This is a genomic window from Thermoanaerobacter uzonensis DSM 18761 (genome assembly GCF_900129115.1).
GTDB lineage: Bacteria > Bacillota > Thermoanaerobacteria > Thermoanaerobacterales > Thermoanaerobacteraceae > Thermoanaerobacter > Thermoanaerobacter uzonensis.
The window spans coordinates 248,882-264,082 of the sequence record NZ_FQUR01000008.1 but is presented as its reverse complement, the minus strand read 5'-3'; the positions used below and the strand labels follow the sequence as shown (position 1 = coordinate 264,082).

The 15,201-nt window shown below is 36.0% G+C and carries 15 protein-coding genes, 1 other RNA gene and 1 pseudogene; 16 read left to right on the top strand and 1 reads right to left on the bottom strand.

Annotation, left to right across the window (positions count from 1 at the left end):
* On the bottom strand, positions 1-228 hold a 228-nt coding region (locus BUB32_RS04675), incomplete at its 3' end, for a UPF0236 family transposase-like protein (RefSeq protein ID WP_200773851.1).
* 502 nt (positions 229-730) lie between these two features.
* On the opposite strand from BUB32_RS04675, the gene hisS reads away from it, so the two are divergent.
* The 16 genes and pseudogenes from hisS to BUB32_RS04600 all read left to right on the top strand — a co-directional run bounded on the left by hisS (position 731) and on the right by BUB32_RS04600 (position 15,165).
* The gene (gene hisS / locus BUB32_RS04670) at positions 731-1,987 is read left to right on the top strand and encodes a histidine--tRNA ligase (RefSeq protein WP_072967873.1); all 1,257 of its coding nucleotides are present in this window, start codon (positions 731-733) and stop codon (positions 1,985-1,987) included.
* Between the two features lie 14 nt (positions 1,988-2,001).
* Positions 2,002-3,780, top strand: a complete 1,779-nt coding sequence (gene aspS / locus BUB32_RS04665; protein ID WP_072967872.1) for an aspartate--tRNA ligase — start codon at positions 2,002-2,004, stop codon at positions 3,778-3,780.
* Positions 3,781-3,846: 66 nt separating this feature from the next.
* A non-coding RNA gene (ssrS, locus tag BUB32_RS04660) (6S RNA) lies at positions 3,847-4,029 on the top strand.
* Positions 4,019-4,753, top strand: a complete 735-nt coding sequence (locus tag BUB32_RS04655) for a tRNA threonylcarbamoyladenosine dehydratase (RefSeq protein WP_200773850.1) — start codon at positions 4,019-4,021, stop codon at positions 4,751-4,753. Before ssrS ends, BUB32_RS04655 begins: the two co-directional genes overlap by 11 nt.
* A 76-nt stretch (positions 4,754-4,829) precedes the next feature.
* Positions 4,830-5,096, top strand: a complete 267-nt coding sequence (locus tag BUB32_RS04650) for a metal-sensitive transcriptional regulator (RefSeq protein WP_042832900.1) — start codon at positions 4,830-4,832, stop codon at positions 5,094-5,096.
* Positions 5,097-5,201: 105 nt separating this feature from the next.
* Positions 5,202-5,504, top strand: a pseudogene (gene trxA / locus BUB32_RS13090) (thioredoxin); the annotation flags it as partial.
* Complete coding sequence (trxA, locus tag BUB32_RS13085; RefSeq protein WP_052210499.1) at positions 5,505-5,873, top strand: thioredoxin; 369 nt, start codon at positions 5,505-5,507, stop codon at positions 5,871-5,873.
* A gap of 235 nt (positions 5,874-6,108) precedes the next feature.
* Positions 6,109-7,149: a 2,4-diaminopentanoate dehydrogenase gene (gene ord / locus BUB32_RS04640; RefSeq protein WP_072967868.1), complete on the top strand. Its 1,041-nt coding sequence runs from the start codon at positions 6,109-6,111 to the stop codon at positions 7,147-7,149.
* 1 nt (position 7,150) lies between these two features.
* Positions 7,151-7,456, top strand: coding sequence for a 2-amino-4-oxopentanoate thiolase subunit OrtA (gene ortA, locus BUB32_RS04635; protein ID WP_072967866.1), 306 nt, complete (start codon positions 7,151-7,153; stop codon positions 7,454-7,456).
* Positions 7,449-8,861: a 2-amino-4-oxopentanoate thiolase subunit OrtB gene (gene ortB / locus BUB32_RS04630; RefSeq protein WP_072967864.1), complete on the top strand. Its 1,413-nt coding sequence runs from the start codon at positions 7,449-7,451 to the stop codon at positions 8,859-8,861. The genes ortA and ortB overlap by 8 nt, the downstream gene beginning before the upstream one ends.
* The gene (locus tag BUB32_RS04625) at positions 8,858-9,232 is read left to right on the top strand and encodes an ornithine aminomutase subunit alpha (RefSeq protein ID WP_072967862.1); all 375 of its coding nucleotides are present in this window, start codon (positions 8,858-8,860) and stop codon (positions 9,230-9,232) included. The genes ortB and BUB32_RS04625 overlap by 4 nt, the downstream gene beginning before the upstream one ends.
* The gene (gene oraE, locus BUB32_RS04620; RefSeq protein WP_072967860.1) at positions 9,222-11,426 is read left to right on the top strand and encodes a D-ornithine 4,5-aminomutase subunit OraE; all 2,205 of its coding nucleotides are present in this window, start codon (positions 9,222-9,224) and stop codon (positions 11,424-11,426) included. The genes BUB32_RS04625 and oraE overlap by 11 nt, the downstream gene beginning before the upstream one ends.
* A complete protein-coding gene (locus BUB32_RS04615) occupies positions 11,410-12,753 on the top strand; it encodes a GlmL-related ornithine degradation protein (RefSeq protein ID WP_072967885.1) in 1,344 nt (447 codons plus the stop codon). Before oraE ends, BUB32_RS04615 begins: the two co-directional genes overlap by 17 nt.
* Positions 12,754-12,769: 16 nt before the next feature.
* The gene (gene orr / locus BUB32_RS04610) at positions 12,770-13,834 is read left to right on the top strand and encodes an ornithine racemase Orr (protein ID WP_072967858.1); all 1,065 of its coding nucleotides are present in this window, start codon (positions 12,770-12,772) and stop codon (positions 13,832-13,834) included.
* Between the two features lie 376 nt (positions 13,835-14,210).
* Positions 14,211-14,627, top strand: a complete 417-nt coding sequence (locus BUB32_RS04605; RefSeq protein ID WP_042832907.1) for a VOC family protein — start codon at positions 14,211-14,213, stop codon at positions 14,625-14,627.
* 88 nt (positions 14,628-14,715) lie between these two features.
* A complete protein-coding gene (locus tag BUB32_RS04600; protein ID WP_003868830.1) occupies positions 14,716-15,165 on the top strand; it encodes an RrF2 family transcriptional regulator in 450 nt (149 codons plus the stop codon).
* The last annotated feature ends 36 nt before the right edge of the window (positions 15,166-15,201 follow it).

The window sequence follows — 15,201 nt, the reverse complement described above, 5'->3', positions numbered from 1 at the left end:
TACCCATTTTTCTTTCCTTCTCTTGTCTTCTTTTATTATCTTATCTAACTCTTCAATAATTGCTTCTATTGCCTCTCTACCTAGTTTGTCCGTCAGTTCCTTTATCCTTGCTGCAAGCTCTGTAATATTCATTCCTTTGTTTAATAAATCGTCAAAAATGTCTACCACTTCTCTAGTGAAATTTAGAGCATTTTGTAGTATAATATCCTCAAAGATATGTTTTTTCACAAGAGACACCCCTTTCTGTGTTGTTTTGTTTTCCATAATCTATTTTATCACAGGGGTTGTCTCTTGTTTTTTTTCACTTAAAAAATCCTACGATAATTTTACACTATCGTGAGATATTATAAAAGTATAAAAAAATATTGTAGAACAATGCCCAATTAGCGATAAAAATATAAAAAGATAATTGTGATTGACAGCCAATAATAGTATAATATATAATATCAAATAAAATGAGGGATAAATGCGATGACCAGGAGAGTAGCAATAGCAAGTATACAGGGAGAAGATACCGCGATTGAGAGTATCTTCATACTTATGCTGTTGTGAATGACACCTGTGAGCAGACCAGTCGATAATGTAGGCTGGCTCCGTGAACCTGCGTTAAGGGAATGAGTCCAAATCAGGGTGGCACCACGGGATTTAACCTCTCGTCCCTGCAAATTTTTGCAGACGAGGGGTTTTTAAATGTATAAAGTTTTTACAAAATTTAAAAGGAGTTGGTGAAATGCTTACAAAAGCGCCAAGAGGGACAAAGGACATTCTCCCTTCAGAATCATATAAATGGCAATATATAGAAGGACTCATAAGGGAGATATGTGATGTTTACGGTTTTAAAGAGATAAGAACGCCTGGCTTTGAACATACTGAGTTGTTTTTAAGAGGAGTAGGGGAATCTACTGACATTGTGAGAAAAGAGATGTACACTTTTACTGATAAAGGGGGGAGAAGCATTACTTTAAAGGCTGAAGGTACTTCTCCAGCTGTAAGAGCATTTATAGAGCACAATTTGTATGCAGAAACACAGCCTACCAAATTGTACTATATAACTCCTGTTTACAGATATGAAAGGCCTCAATCGGGAAGGTTAAGAGAACATCACCAATTTGGAGTAGAAATTTTTGGTGCTAAAAGCGCTTCTGCAGATGCAGAAGTTATAAGTGTTGCTATGACACTTTTAAAAAAATTGGGGCTTAATAATTTGGAGCTTAGAATAAACAGTGTAGGATGTCCTGTTTGTAGAAAAAATTATAATAAAGTACTTAAGGATTTTTTAAAGGAGAATTTGGAGTATTTGTGTGATGACTGTAAAGTCAGATATGAGATAAATCCTTTGAGAGTATTAGACTGTAAAGTTGAAAGCTGTCAGAGGATAACCAAAGATGCGCCTCTTATTACAGATTATTTGTGCGATGACTGCAAAAATCATTTTGAAGAGTTACAAAAATATTTGGATGTAATGGGCTATGGTTATATAATTGACCCCAGGATTGTGAGAGGACTTGATTATTATACCAAAACTGCTTTTGAAATAATTTCAAAAGACATCGGAGCTCAAGGAACTGTGTGCGGTGGAGGAAGGTATGATGGCCTTATAGAAGAATGCGGAGGGCCTTCTATGCCGGGAGTAGGTTTTGGAATGGGGTTAGAGAGGCTCCTTATTACATTAGAGCAAAATAGCATTGAAATTCCAAAACCTGAAGGCGTAGATTTGTTTATCGCTTATGTTGGGGAAGAAGCAAAATTATTTACTTTTGCTCTTGCTAATAAACTGCGATTTAATGGATTAAAAGTAGAAAGAGACAACATGGATAGAAGTTTAAAAGCACAAATGAAGTATGCAAATAAGCTTAATGCGAAATTTGCTATTGTAATAGGAGAAGAAGAGATGAAGGAAAACAAAGTTAAATTAAAAAATATGAGAGATGGAAGCGAAATAGAAATATCCATTGATGAGATAGAACAAAGAATAAAAAATATATAAACGGAGGGAGTTAAATGGGAGAACAATTAAATGGTCTTAAAAGAACTCACATGTGTGGAGAATTGACAATTGAAGATATAGATAAGTCTGTTGTAGTAATGGGATGGGTACAAAGGAGAAGAGACCATGGAGGATTAGTGTTTATAGATTTAAGAGATAGAACAGGCATTGTGCAGGTGGTTTTTAGCAATGAGGTTTCTTCTGAAGCCTTTGAAAAAGTGCAAATCGTAAGAAGTGAATATGTACTGGCAATAGAGGGAAAAGTGGTAAAAAGGGCTCCGGAAAATGTAAATTCTAAAATTTCTACAGGAGAAATTGAAATATATGCTAATACTTTAAAAATTTTAAGCAAATCAGAGACTCCGCCTTTTCCAATAGAGGATAGGAGCAATGTATCAGAAGCTATAAGGTTGAAATACAGATACTTAGATTTGAGAAGGTCTTTAATGCAACAAAATTTAATGACTCGGTTTAAAATAACTAAAGTGGTTCGTGACTTTTTAAACAGAAATGGTTTTATAGAGATAGAAACACCTCTTTTAATTAAAAGTACGCCAGAAGGTGCAAGAGATTACCTTGTACCCAGTAGAATTTATCCAGGAAAATTTTATGCTTTGCCTCAGTCTCCTCAAATATTTAAACAACTTCTTATGATTTCTGGATTTGATAAATATTACCAAATTGCTAAGTGTTTAAGAGACGAGGATTTGAGGGCTGATAGGCAACCAGAATTTACACAAATAGATATAGAAATGTCCTTTGTAGAAGTAGAAGATGTTTTGGAAATTAATGAAAAGATGATAACAGAGATATTTAAAGAGACTTTAGGCATTGAAGTACCAATTCCTTTTAAAAGATTATCTTATCAAGAAGCTATGGAGAGATTTGGGACAGATAAACCAGACCTGAGGTTTGGAATGGAACTTAAGAATTTATCTGATATAGTGGCACAATCTGAATTTAATGTGTTTAAGACTGCTTTAAAAAATAACGGTTCTGTGAGAGGTATAAATGTAAAAGGTGCTGCTTCTATGCCAAGGAGACAGTTGGACGAATTAGTAGAGTTTGCAAAGACTTATGGAGCTAAAGGACTTTTGTGGATGCAGGTTTTTGAAAATGAAGTGAAATCTCCTGCTACTAAATTTTTAAGTGAAGAAGAAATGAAGAAAATACTCGATAGACTTGAGGCAGAAGCCGGAGATTTGCTATTAATTGTGGCAGACAAAGATGAAATAGTTTTTGATACTTTGGCTCATTTGAGGATAGAGCTTGGCAAGAGATTTAATTTAATTGATGAGAATAAATATGAGTTTGTTTGGATAGTAGATTTTCCGCTTTTAGAGTACGACGAAGAAGAAAAAAGGTATGTAGCAAAGCACCATCCTTTTACTGCTCCTAAAGATGAAGATATAGAGCTACTGGAAAAGGAACCTTTAAAAGTCAGGGCAAAGGCTTATGACATAGTTTTAAATGGTACAGAGATTGGTGGAGGCAGTATAAGGATACACGATACTGAACTTCAAAAAAGAATGTTTAAAGTTTTAGGATTTAGCGAAGAAAAAGCGTGGGAAAGATTTGGATTTTTGATGGAGGCTTTCAAATACGGTGCTCCTCCCCATGGGGGTATAGCTTATGGATTGGATAGGCTTGCAATGATTATAACAAGTAGCGACACCATAAGGGATGTAATTGCATTTCCAAAGACTCAAAATGCAGTGTGCTTGATGACAGATGCTCCTTCTGAGGTTTCAGAAGAGCAGTTAAAGGAATTGCACATAAAGGTAGACCTATAAACGTTTACCAGTTGAAAAATAGAGGCTTTTGTGCTATTATTTATATAGAAGTATAAATAAAGTTGAAAAGCCCTGTGGTGTGCGTGAGGTCCGGTGAAAGTTTGAGCCAACACCAATAATAAGGGAGCCTGGGCTTTGGCAGTAGAATGTAGGACGTCTTCGAACGGAAACATGAAGCTGCCAAGAGGGCACCCACGTTGTGAGGACGGGTTCAAGAACTACCGGGGAGCACGGCACTATGGGGTTTTTTTATGGAGGGAAAAGTGTGGACATTTTTTCACGCACAGAGCTTTTAATAGGAAAAGAAGGACTTTTAAAACTTAAAAACAGTACCGTTGCTGTTTTTGGAATAGGAGGAGTAGGTTCTTTTGCTGTTGAAGCTTTAGTAAGAGCAGGAATTGGAAAATTGGTTTTAATAGATGGAGACGATGTATGTGTTACAAATGTAAACAGGCAAATACATGCTACCACTCGTACGATAGGTAAACCTAAAGTTGATGTAATGAAAGAAAGGATATTAGAGATAAATCCACAAGCCCAGGTTTTTGCTTTCAAAGAATTTTACTCCAGCGACAATAGTGATAAACTATTATCAAAAGAATACGATTATGTAATTGATGCAATTGACAGAGTATCTTCAAAAGTGGATTTAATAGTGAAATGCACTTTATTGGGTATACCTATAATTAGCAGTATGGGAGCAGGAAATAAATTAGATCCTACAAAATTTGAAGTGGCAGATATTTATCAAACAAGTGTATGTCCTTTAGCAAAAGTAATAAGAAGAGAACTTAAGAAAAGAGGTATTAAATCTTTAAAAGTGGTGTATTCTAAAGAAGAGCCTATAAAAAATTTTTATGAAAATGAAAAGAGAAAAATGTCGAAACCAGTACCTGGCAGTATTTCTTTTGTGCCTTCTGCTGTCGGCCTCATACTTGCTGCAGAGGTAGTTAAGGATTTATTAAAAAAATAACAAAAGGCTATTGACATATCTCTGAAAAACTTTTATACTATTCTTTGGATACCCCGATGGGGTTGGGAGGTATAGTATGTACCAAGAAAGCAAAGAAGATTTATTGAGAAGATTAAGAAAAATTGAAGGACAAGTAAAAGGCATACAAAAAATGATTGAAAATGACGCCCATTGTGTAGATGTACTGGTACAAGTAGCTGCTGTTAGGTCTGCGATAAATAGCGTTGGTAAAATTCTTCTTAAAAGCTATACTACCAGCTGTGTAAAGGGAGCGATCTGTACTGAAAAGCAGGATGATATGATAGAGGAATTAGTTGAAACATTTATAAAATTTATGAAATGACTTTAAAAGTTAGGTTTTGTGAGCAATTTGTTTTATAATATAAAATGTATAAAGCAATTGCTTTGTATAAAAATAAAAATGAAATAAAAGTATAGGAGTGGTTTTATGGCAGAATTAGTTATTACACTTGAAAATTTTGAAGAAGAAGTTGTAAATTCGGACGTACCAGTATTGATAGATTTTTGGGCTGAATGGTGTATGCCTTGTAGAATGGTGGCTCCAATAATTGACGAATTAGCGAAAGAATATGAAGGAAAAATCAAAGTAGGTAAAATTAATGTTGATGAAGAAAATGAATTAGCAATGAAATTTAGAATAATGAGTATACCCACAATAGGGCTTTTCAAGAATGGTAAAATGGTTGGTAAACTTATAGGAGCAAGACCTAAAGCAGATTTTGTGAGATTCATTGAAAAGTATCTAAATGAAGATACTACAAAGTCAGAAGAGCCCCTTGAAGTAGAAATTACATATGATAATTTTGAAGAAGAAGTTGTAAATTCTGATGTACCAGTATTGATAGATTTTTGGGCTGAATGGTGCGCTCCTTGTAGATTAGTTGCTCCCATAATTGATGAACTAGCAAAAGAGTATAAAGGAAAGATTAAAGTAGGAAAAGTCAACGTAGACGAAGAAAATGAACTGGCAATGCAGTTTAGGATAATGAGCATACCTACAATAGGACTTTTCAAAAATGGTAAAATGGTAGATAAGATAATAGGAGCAAGACCTAAAGCAGACTTTGTAAAATTTTTAGAAAAACATCTGGGCAATTAAAAATCCTGCATATTATGCAGGATTTTGATTTTATCTTTGAATAAATATAAAAAGAATTGCTTAATTTTCCAAAAAATTACGAAAATCGAACCATATTAAGGCATACTTTTGTAAAACGAAGAAAACCCAATATTAAATTGGGTTTTCTTCGTTTTTTAAGGAATGTAAAAGCTTTTATTTAACTTAAGTAAATGTATACAATATAGATGTATAGAAAATTTTAAGAGGTGATATAATGAAAAACATAAAAGTGGTAGTATGGGGACTTGGTGCAATGGGAAGCGGCATTGCTAACATGATACTTTCTAAAAAAGGAATGGAAATAGTTGGAGCAATTGATACAGATCCAAATAAAATAGGAAAGGATTTAAATGAAATTTTAGGAACAAATTTTAAACCTGTTTACATAACTTCTGAACCTCAAGATGTTATAAAAAAAGGAAGTGCTGATATAGCGGTTATTGCTACATCCTCATATGTAGAAAGGGTTTTTCCGCTCATTAAATTGGCGGTAGAAAATGGTATCAATGTTATTACAACTGCTGAGGAGATGTCATATCCTTCTGCACAACATCCAGAATTAGCTAAAGAAATTGACAGACTTGCAAGAGAAAATGGCGTATCTGTTTTAGGTACAGGAATAAATCCAGGATTTGTATTAGACTATTTAATTATTGCACTGACTGGAGTTTGCGTAAATGTTGATTCCATTAAAGCAGCAAGAATTAATGACTTATCTCCTTTTGGAAAAGCTGTTATGGAAGAACAAGGGGTAGGCCTCACTCCAGAGGAATTTGAAGAAGGTGTGAAAAACGGTACTGTTACAGGGCACATAGGATTTCCAGAGTCCATCTCAATGATTTGCGATGCTTTAGGCTGGAAACTTTCAAGTATTGAGCAGACAAGACAGCCTATAGTTTCTAAAACTTATAGAGAGACCCCTTATGCAAGAGTTGAGCCAGGTTACGTTGCTGGATGTCGCCAAATAGGGTATGGAAAGGTAGATGGAGAGGTAAAAATAGAATTGGAACATCCGCAGCAGATATTACCTGACAAAGAAGGAGTAGAGACTGGAGACTATATTGAGATTAAAGGAACTCCAAATATAAAGTTGTCTATAAATCCTGAGATACCTGGAGGCCTAGGTACTATTGCTCTTTGTGTCAATATGATACCTCATGTTATAAACGCAGCGCCGGGTCTTGTTACAATGTTAGATTTGCCTGTACCTAGAGCTATTATGGGTGATGCAAGGGATATGATTAGGAGGAGATAAAATGGCTCAAAAAGGCGATTGGGTAAAAATTAAACAGGTAATTTTAGAACCAGAGGAAAGAGCTGAAAATATACCTCAAGATACAAAAGAGACTCCCTTGACAATGTGGGTTAAAGGTTTACTTTTAGAAGATGGAGAGATTGGGGATACAGTTAAAATAAAAACCTTTACAGGTAGAATTGTAGAGGGAGTTTTAGTAGAAGTAAATCCACGGCATATTCACGATTTTGGTAATCCAATTTCTGAACTTATAAAAGCAGGGATGAAAGCAAGAGAGATATTATATGGCGGTGAAGAGAATGAGTAGGTATAAGGAAATAATGGCAAGGAAAAACGAAATAATGAAAAAATCTTTAGGAATAGATTATGAGAGATTTGAATCAGGTGGAATTGCTTTTGACTATGAAAGAATGATGAAGGAAACAGGCTATACATTAGAAGAGATTATTAAAATACAAAGAGAAGCAAATGTAGGGGATACTCCACTTATAGAGCTTAAAAATTTAACAGAATTAGCGAGAAAAGTTTCACCAACAGGAAAAGCTGCCAGAATTTTTATAAAAGATGAAGCTTGTAACCCTTCAGGAAGCTTTAAAGAAAGGCGGGCTAGTGTTTCTATATATCACGCAAAACAAAAGGGATATAAGGGAGTCATAGCTGCTACTAGTGGTAATTACGGAGCAGCAGTGGCTTCACAAGCTGCCATGAAAGGTTTAAAATGCATCGTAGTGCAAGAAGCTTATGATAGTAGAGGTATAGGTCAGCCAGAAATATTAGAAAAAGGAAGAAAATGTGAAACATTTGGTGCAGAAGTGGTACAATTAACTGTTGGACCGGAATTATTTTATGTAAACTTGATGTTATTAGAAGAAACGGGATATTTTAATGCTTCTTTGTACACTCCTTTTGGAGTCGCTGGTATTGAAACATTGGGATATGAAATAGCTCAGCAAGTAAAAGAGAAGACTGGTAAGTTTCCCGATGTTGTTGTGACCACCCATGCTGGGGGAGGCAATTTGACAGGTACTGCGAGAGGACTTATAAAAGCAGGAGCTGCTTATACAAAGGTGTACGGAGCAAGTGTTGATTTGACAGGGCTTCACATGGCCTCAGATAAAGATTTTAATAGAAAGTCTTTTACAACTGGACATACAGGATTTGGAATCCCATTTGCAACTTGGCCGGATAGGGCGGATGTGCCTCGAAATGCTGCAAGGCCATTAAGGTACATGGATGGGTATTACCTTGTCAAGCAAGGGGAAGTCTTTTATATGACAGAGCTTTTAGCTCAATTAGAAGGTTTAGAAAGAGGACCAGCGGGAAATACCTCTTTGGCAGCAGCTTTCAGTTTGGCACAGCAAATGGAAAATGACCAGATAATAGTAGTACAGGAGACAGAGTATACAGGAGCAGGTAAAAATCCAACTGCTCAGCTTACTTTTGCTATGCAAAATGGCATAAATATTCTAGTAGGAAATCCTGATGATGAGATACCAGGACAAAATATAATTTTGCCTGAACATCCTTCTATGATAAAGGCAAGAGAAGTCAATCTTTCGAATTTGAAAAAATCTTATATTAAAAACTGTGTTCAACATTTTGAAATAATACCTAAAGATAAGGACATCAAGTTTTTAGCAGAAGATACCAAATCCAGTGAAGAATTTGTAAAAGAAGTAATTTCAGAATTACAGAATGGAGGGTTAGTATGAGACGAGAAGACGATTTTGAAACAAGGAGTGAACACTTGAAGCACATGACAGACGAAGAACTAGACGCATATTTTTGGAAATTGGCAGAAAAAATTGTAGATCCCTTGATAGAATTGGCTTATTATCACACATCTCCATCTATTGAGCGTTCTGTGCTTTTACGAATGGGTTTTTCTAGTATTGAGGCAAAGGAGATTGTGAACAGAATTGAGGAAAGAGGGCTTTTGCCAAAAGGAGCAGGAAGTATTGTGTTGAAAGTTGCAGAAAGGGTTAAAAAGGATTACCTCACTGCTGGAAAATCAATAGCTAATGGAGAGTACTTGGAGGTGCTTGATGATATAGCAAGGGAGGCTAGTAAAAATGAAGCTTGAAAAGGATAAAAAAATAGATATTGAAGAAATTTTGAAGGATTTGGATAAATATGTGCCCAGGAGAAGAGGATGGCACTGGAGAGAGGATGTAGGTAAACACAAAATTGGCGATTTTGAGTATTATCAGGTTTCAAAACCACTTAAAAACAGTATTCCTTTACCTGCTGCAAAACACTTTGGAAACATTGACCCTCAGCCAGATTGTGTGATAACCACAGAAATAGCTTCAGGAAGGTTTGAAGATGATATAAGGCGCATGAGAATGGCAGCATGGCATGGAGCAGACCACATAATGGTTATTAGAACATTAGGACAAAGCCATTTTGATGGACTCATTGAAGGAACACCTGAAGGTGTAGGAGGAGTTCCTATTTCGAGAAAACAAATAAGAGCGACGAGAAAAGCATTGGATTTAATTGAAGATGAGGTCGGTAGGCCTATAAACTTTCACTCTTATGTAAGTGGAATAGCTGGTCCTGAAGTAGCTGTTATGTTCGCTGAAGAAGGGGTAAATGGTGCCCATCAAGACCCTCAGTACAATGTCCTTTATAGAAATATAAACATGGTAAGGTCTTTTGTAGATGCAGCAGTTGCTAAGAAAATAATGGCAGATGCTAATATACTTCAAATTGATGGGGCTCACAATGCCAATGCAACAGCAAAATATGGATGGAAAGTTATGCCTGAACTTTTAGTTCAGCACGCTATAAATACACTTTATTCGAGAAAAGTAGGAATAAAACCAGAAAACATAGCCTTATCTACAGTGCCACCAAATGCTCCACCAACTCCTTCCATACGTTTGGATTTGCCGTATGCAGTAGCTTTGAGGCAGCTTTTTAAAGATTATAAAATGAGAGCGCAAATGAACACAAAGTATATCGAACACGATATGAGAGAAGCAACTGTAACACATGTGCTTAACCTTTTAATATCTCGATTGACCTCAGCAGATATACAAAGTACTATTACTCCTGATGAGGGAAGAAATGTCCCATGGCATTACAACAATATCAACGCAATAAACACTGCTAAACAAGCCCTTATCGGTATGGACGGTCTAAAAGAGATGGTAAAACTCAATTTTGATGGGGAGTTAGGGAAAAAAGTCAGAGAATTAAAAATGAGAGCTATTCTCTTTATGGAGGAAATTTTAGAAGTTGGCGGATACTTCAAGGCAGTAGAAGAAGGCTTCTTTGTGGATTCAGGCTATTATCCAGAGAGAAATGGAGATGGCATTGTAAGAACTATAAATGGCGGTATTGGCGCCGGTACTGTTTACAAAAGAGATAAAGACTATATGGCACCTGTATGTTCCCATTTTGGATACAATAATCTTCCAGAAGGAATTAACAAGCCTTGTGATTTGATAGATGGCTGTACCTTGTGTAAACATGAAAAAATTCAATATATAGATGAATTGGATGAGAATGACAATGTAGAAAATAGGCTAAAAGAAACTGTGGAGTATAGAAAAGGAGATAAAATAAAACCAGAAGTTGAATGGGCAGGAGACGGGATAATAAGTATGAACCTATTTTTGCCTGTAGATGAGAGGACTGCTGAATATGCTGCTATTAAATACGCAGAGAAGCTGGGGCTTACTGAGGTAGTCGTTTTAGGTAAACTTCCAATGCATCCTGCAGAGGGAACGTACGTGGAAGTAAGAGGGCGTGTTCAATTTTCTATTGGCAAAAATGAATTAGAAATACCGCCGCAAGAGGAAATACTTTCAGATGAGGAAATAGAAGAAGATGTTAAGAGAAAGCCTATGAAGGTTGTTGCTGCAACTGTAGGAAATGATGAGCATTCTGTGGGCTTACGAGAGATTTTGGACATAAAACACGGCGGAATTGAAAAATATGGCATAAAATTTACTTACCTTGGTACTTCTTGTCCTGTAGAAAAGTTAGTTGATGCAGCTATAGAGGAAAATGCTGATGCTATTTTAGTTAGCACTATAATAACCCATGATGATGTCCATATAAAAAATATGAAAAAAATTCACGACCTCTGTGTAGAAAAGGGAATAAGGGATAAAGTAATTTTAGTAGGTGGAGGTACGCAAATTACAAACGACCTTGCTAAAAGTGTTGGCTTTGATGCAGGATTCGGAAGAGGCACAAAAGGAAATCAAGTGGCAAGTTTTTTGGTTAAAAAAAGAAGGGAAAAGGAAAATGAAGAAAACAATTGACATACTTGTAGCTGAGATTGGAAGTACTACGACAACTGTAAATGCTTTTGTTCTGGGCAGTGATCCTGTTTTTATAGGTCAGGGGATGGCTCCTACCACAGTCTTAGATGGGGATGTGAATATTGGCCTTGAGGGGGCTATTGAGGATTTAAAAGATAAAATTGGAGATTTTGTATATAGTGAGATGCTTGCTTGTAGCAGTGCTGCTGGTGGCCTCAAAATGACTGTACATGGCTTAGTCTACGACATGACTGTAAGGGCAGCTAAAGAGGCTGCCCTTGGAGCAGGAGCTAATATAAAACTTATAACAGCAGGAAAACTGAGAAGAACAGATTTAGAAAAAATAAAACAAATCAAACCAAACATAATACTTTTAGCAGGTGGAGTGGATTACGGAGATAGAGAAACTGCTCTTTATAATGGAGAAAAATTGGCGGAATTAAAGTTGAATGTGCCAGTAATTTATGCAGGCAACATAGAAAATAGAGAAGAAATTTCCTACATTTTTCAAGAAGCCGGTCAGGAAGTATACATTGTAGACAATGTTTATCCATCAATTGATAATTTAAATGTAGAACCGACAAGAAAAATGATTCAGAAAGTTTTTGAAAAGCATATTGTAACAGCGCCAGGTATGAGTAAAGTAAAAGAATTGGTGACAGGAAATATAATCCCAACGCCAGGTGCTGTCATGGAATGTGCTATACTTCTTTACAATGACATAGGTGATTTGATGGCAGTAGATATAGGTGGAGCTACTACAGATGTTCATTCTGTTACTGAAGGAAGCGATGAAATACAAAAAATAACTGTAAATCCAGAGCCTTTGGCTAAACGCACAGTAGAGGGGGATTTAGGGGTTTTTGTTAATTCAAGAAATTTATTTGATTTGTGTGGAGAGGATATATATAAAAAATTCAGCAATGCAGATGAACTAATAAACAATATAAAGCCAATACCCCAAAAAGAAGAAGAAAAAGAATTTGTGTTGTATCTTGCAAACAAGGCATTAGAAGTGGCAGTAAAGCGCCACGCAGGTAAATTAAGCAGTTATTTTGGACCTACAGGAAGAACCTTTTATGCGGAAGGAAGAGATTTGACAAATGTTAAATGGATAATAGGTACCGGTGGAATATTTTCAAGACTTGAAGGAGGAGAAAAATTATTAGGAAATATAAATGATGAGGGAAGTGGAAAAGAGCTTTATCCTCCTTCATCGGCAAAAGTTTTAATTGACAGAGATTATATTATGGCAGCCTGTGGTGTTTTGTCTAAAAAGTACCCTGATGAGGCTCTGAAATTGATTAAAAACAGCTTTAGAATGTAGAAATGGGGGAGATTAAGTGTATCCCTTGTTGAGAATAAACTTAGAAAAACTTCGAGAAAATACGCAAACTATCGTTAATTTGTGTGAAAAGAGAAATATAAAGGTAGTAGGTGTTACAAAAGTTTTTTGTGCTATTCCAGAAGTAGCACAGACGATGGTAAAAGGTGGAGCAGAAATTTTAGGAGATTCTCGAATTAAAAATTTAAAAAAATTACAACACATACCGGTACCTAAAATGCTTCTTCGAATTCCCATGAAAAGTGAAGTGGAAGAAGTTATAAAATATGCAGATATAAGCCTAAACTCAGAAATAGATACAATAAAAAGTCTGTCAGAAGAGGCAAAAAAACAAAGGAAAACTCATGAAATAATCTTAATGGTAGACTTGGGGGATTTGAGAGAGGGCGTATTGAAAGAGGGTGTTATTCCAATAGTAGAACAAATAGTAAAACTAGAAGGTATAAAATTAAGGGGAATAGGTACTAATTTAACTTGTTATGGTTCAGTTATCCCTACGCCAGATATACTAGAAGAGCTTGTGGAAATAAAAAATTCTATCAACAAAAAATTCAACTTGAATTTAGATATAGTCTCAGGAGGAAACTCAAGCAGTCTGTACTTAGTTCAAAATGGTCTCATACCAAGAGGAATAACGCAACTTAGAATAGGAGAAGCTATTGTCTTAGGTAGGGAAACGGCTTTTGGAGACAGAATTCCCCATACTTATGACGATGTATTTACTTTAGAAGCACAGATAGTCGAATTAAAAGAAAAACCTTCTTATCCACGAGGTATATTAGGAATGGACGCTTTTGGAGAAAGACAAGTATATGTGGATAGAGGGATAATGAAAAGGGCAATTTTGGCTATAGGGAAACAAGATGTCAATATGAATGACCTAATTCCTATAGACAGCTCTATTGAATTAATAGGTTCAAGCAGCGATCATTTAATTGTCAATGTTACAAATTCCCAATTTCCGTATAAGGTAGGAGATATAATAAAGTTCAAGCTGAGATATGGAGGGATTTTATCCTGTTCTACATCTGAATATGTAGAAAAAGTCATTGAAGAGGCGTAAAAAATACGCCTCTCCGACTGTAGACAAACTTTCAAAAATAGGATATTTTGCAATCGGTGCGACTTGTGACAAAGCGGTAACAAAACTTAGCAAGACCGAGGGTGGAGGCAGGGCCGAAGCCAAGGATGGCGGAGGCGGGCACCTTAAGGCATGGATGCCGATTGTGCCCGGTACCCTGCCGGAACCCGACGGTCGAGTTTAGTTTTGTCGCTTTGGAACATCGGAGTGACGATGCAAAATATCCTATTTTAAAATTTTTGACTTTGTCAACAAGCTGAGAAGCGTAAAAAAATAAGCCTCTTTTTGCATTATGAAAAACATTAATTTACTGTTATAATAAAAATAAAAAGGAATAATATTTTTGGGAGGTTTTAGTGTGATAATAGGTTTAGGCCATGTAGCCTACAAAGTTAAAGACCTTGATGAAAGTTTAGAATTTTACTGTGGCAAATTGGGACTAAAAGAAGCTTTTAGGCTTAACCATGAAAATGGAGAATTAATGCTTGTGTACTTAAAAGTGGTGGAAGGACAATTCATTGAACTTTTCCCAGGAGGGATAGACAAGGGAAAAGATGAAGATGAAAGGATAGGGTTTAAACATTTGTGTCTACATGTAGATGATATTTTTGCTACATTAGAAGAACTAAAAAAGAGAGGCTTGGAAATAAAGGGGCAGCCTATGATGGGGGCAGATGGAAATTATCAATATTGGATAGAAGACCCTGATGGAAATAGAATAGAACTAATGCAAATAATGCCGGGTTCTTTGCAAGATAAAGCAAAAGAATTATAGAAAATCAAGTGTTGACAACCACTTTTTTAAGTGGTATTCTTTTTGTTGAAATCCGGGTAAAATAGTAGGAATTCAGGGGTGGATAATCGTGAAACTATCTACAAAAGGTCGATATGGGATACAAGCTATGTTTGAATTAGCCCTTTACTACGGGGAGGGCCCGATTTCTTTAAAAACTATAGCAGAAAATGAGGGACTTTCTGAGCATTATTTAGAACAGCTTATAGCAATCCTTAGAAAAGCTGACCTTGTGAAAAGTGTCAGAGGAGCACAGGGAGGATATATGCTAGCAGCTCCTCCTGATAAGATAACCGTTGGAGATGTGATAAGAACATTGGAAGGATCGCTGGCTCCTGCAGATTGCGTTTTGGAAGATACTCCTTTTGAGTGCAGCAGAGCAGGAGGTTGTCCGACGAAGTTGGTGATGGAAAGAATAAGAGACAGTATAAATAAAGTGATAGACTCTATTACTTTACAGGATATGGTAGATGATTACAGGCGATTAAATCAAAAAAGTGCTTTTATGTATTACATTTAGGGAAATAATAATTTTAGGATTTTTAAGGGAGGATTT

Bases quoted from the DNA above. Each gene is read 5' to 3' on its own strand.
- hisS (WP_072967873.1), top strand. From the start codon at position 731: ATGCTTACAAAAGCGCCAAGAGGGACAAAGGACATTCTCCCTTCAGAA.
- aspS (WP_072967872.1), top strand. From the start codon at position 2,002: ATGGGAGAACAATTAAATGGTCTTAAAAGAACTCACATGTGTGGAGAA.
- BUB32_RS04655 (WP_200773850.1), top strand. From the start codon at position 4,019: ATGGGGTTTTTTTATGGAGGGAAAAGTGTGGACATTTTTTCACGCACA.
- BUB32_RS04650 (WP_042832900.1), top strand. From the start codon at position 4,830: ATGTACCAAGAAAGCAAAGAAGATTTATTGAGAAGATTAAGAAAAATT.
- ord (WP_072967868.1), top strand. From the start codon at position 6,109: ATGAAAAACATAAAAGTGGTAGTATGGGGACTTGGTGCAATGGGAAGC.
- ortA (WP_072967866.1), top strand. From the start codon at position 7,151: ATGGCTCAAAAAGGCGATTGGGTAAAAATTAAACAGGTAATTTTAGAA.
- ortB (WP_072967864.1), top strand. From the start codon at position 7,449: ATGAGTAGGTATAAGGAAATAATGGCAAGGAAAAACGAAATAATGAAA.
- BUB32_RS04625 (WP_072967862.1), top strand. From the start codon at position 8,858: ATGAGACGAGAAGACGATTTTGAAACAAGGAGTGAACACTTGAAGCAC.
- oraE (WP_072967860.1), top strand. From the start codon at position 9,222: ATGAAGCTTGAAAAGGATAAAAAAATAGATATTGAAGAAATTTTGAAG.
- BUB32_RS04615 (WP_072967885.1), top strand. From the start codon at position 11,410: ATGAAGAAAACAATTGACATACTTGTAGCTGAGATTGGAAGTACTACG.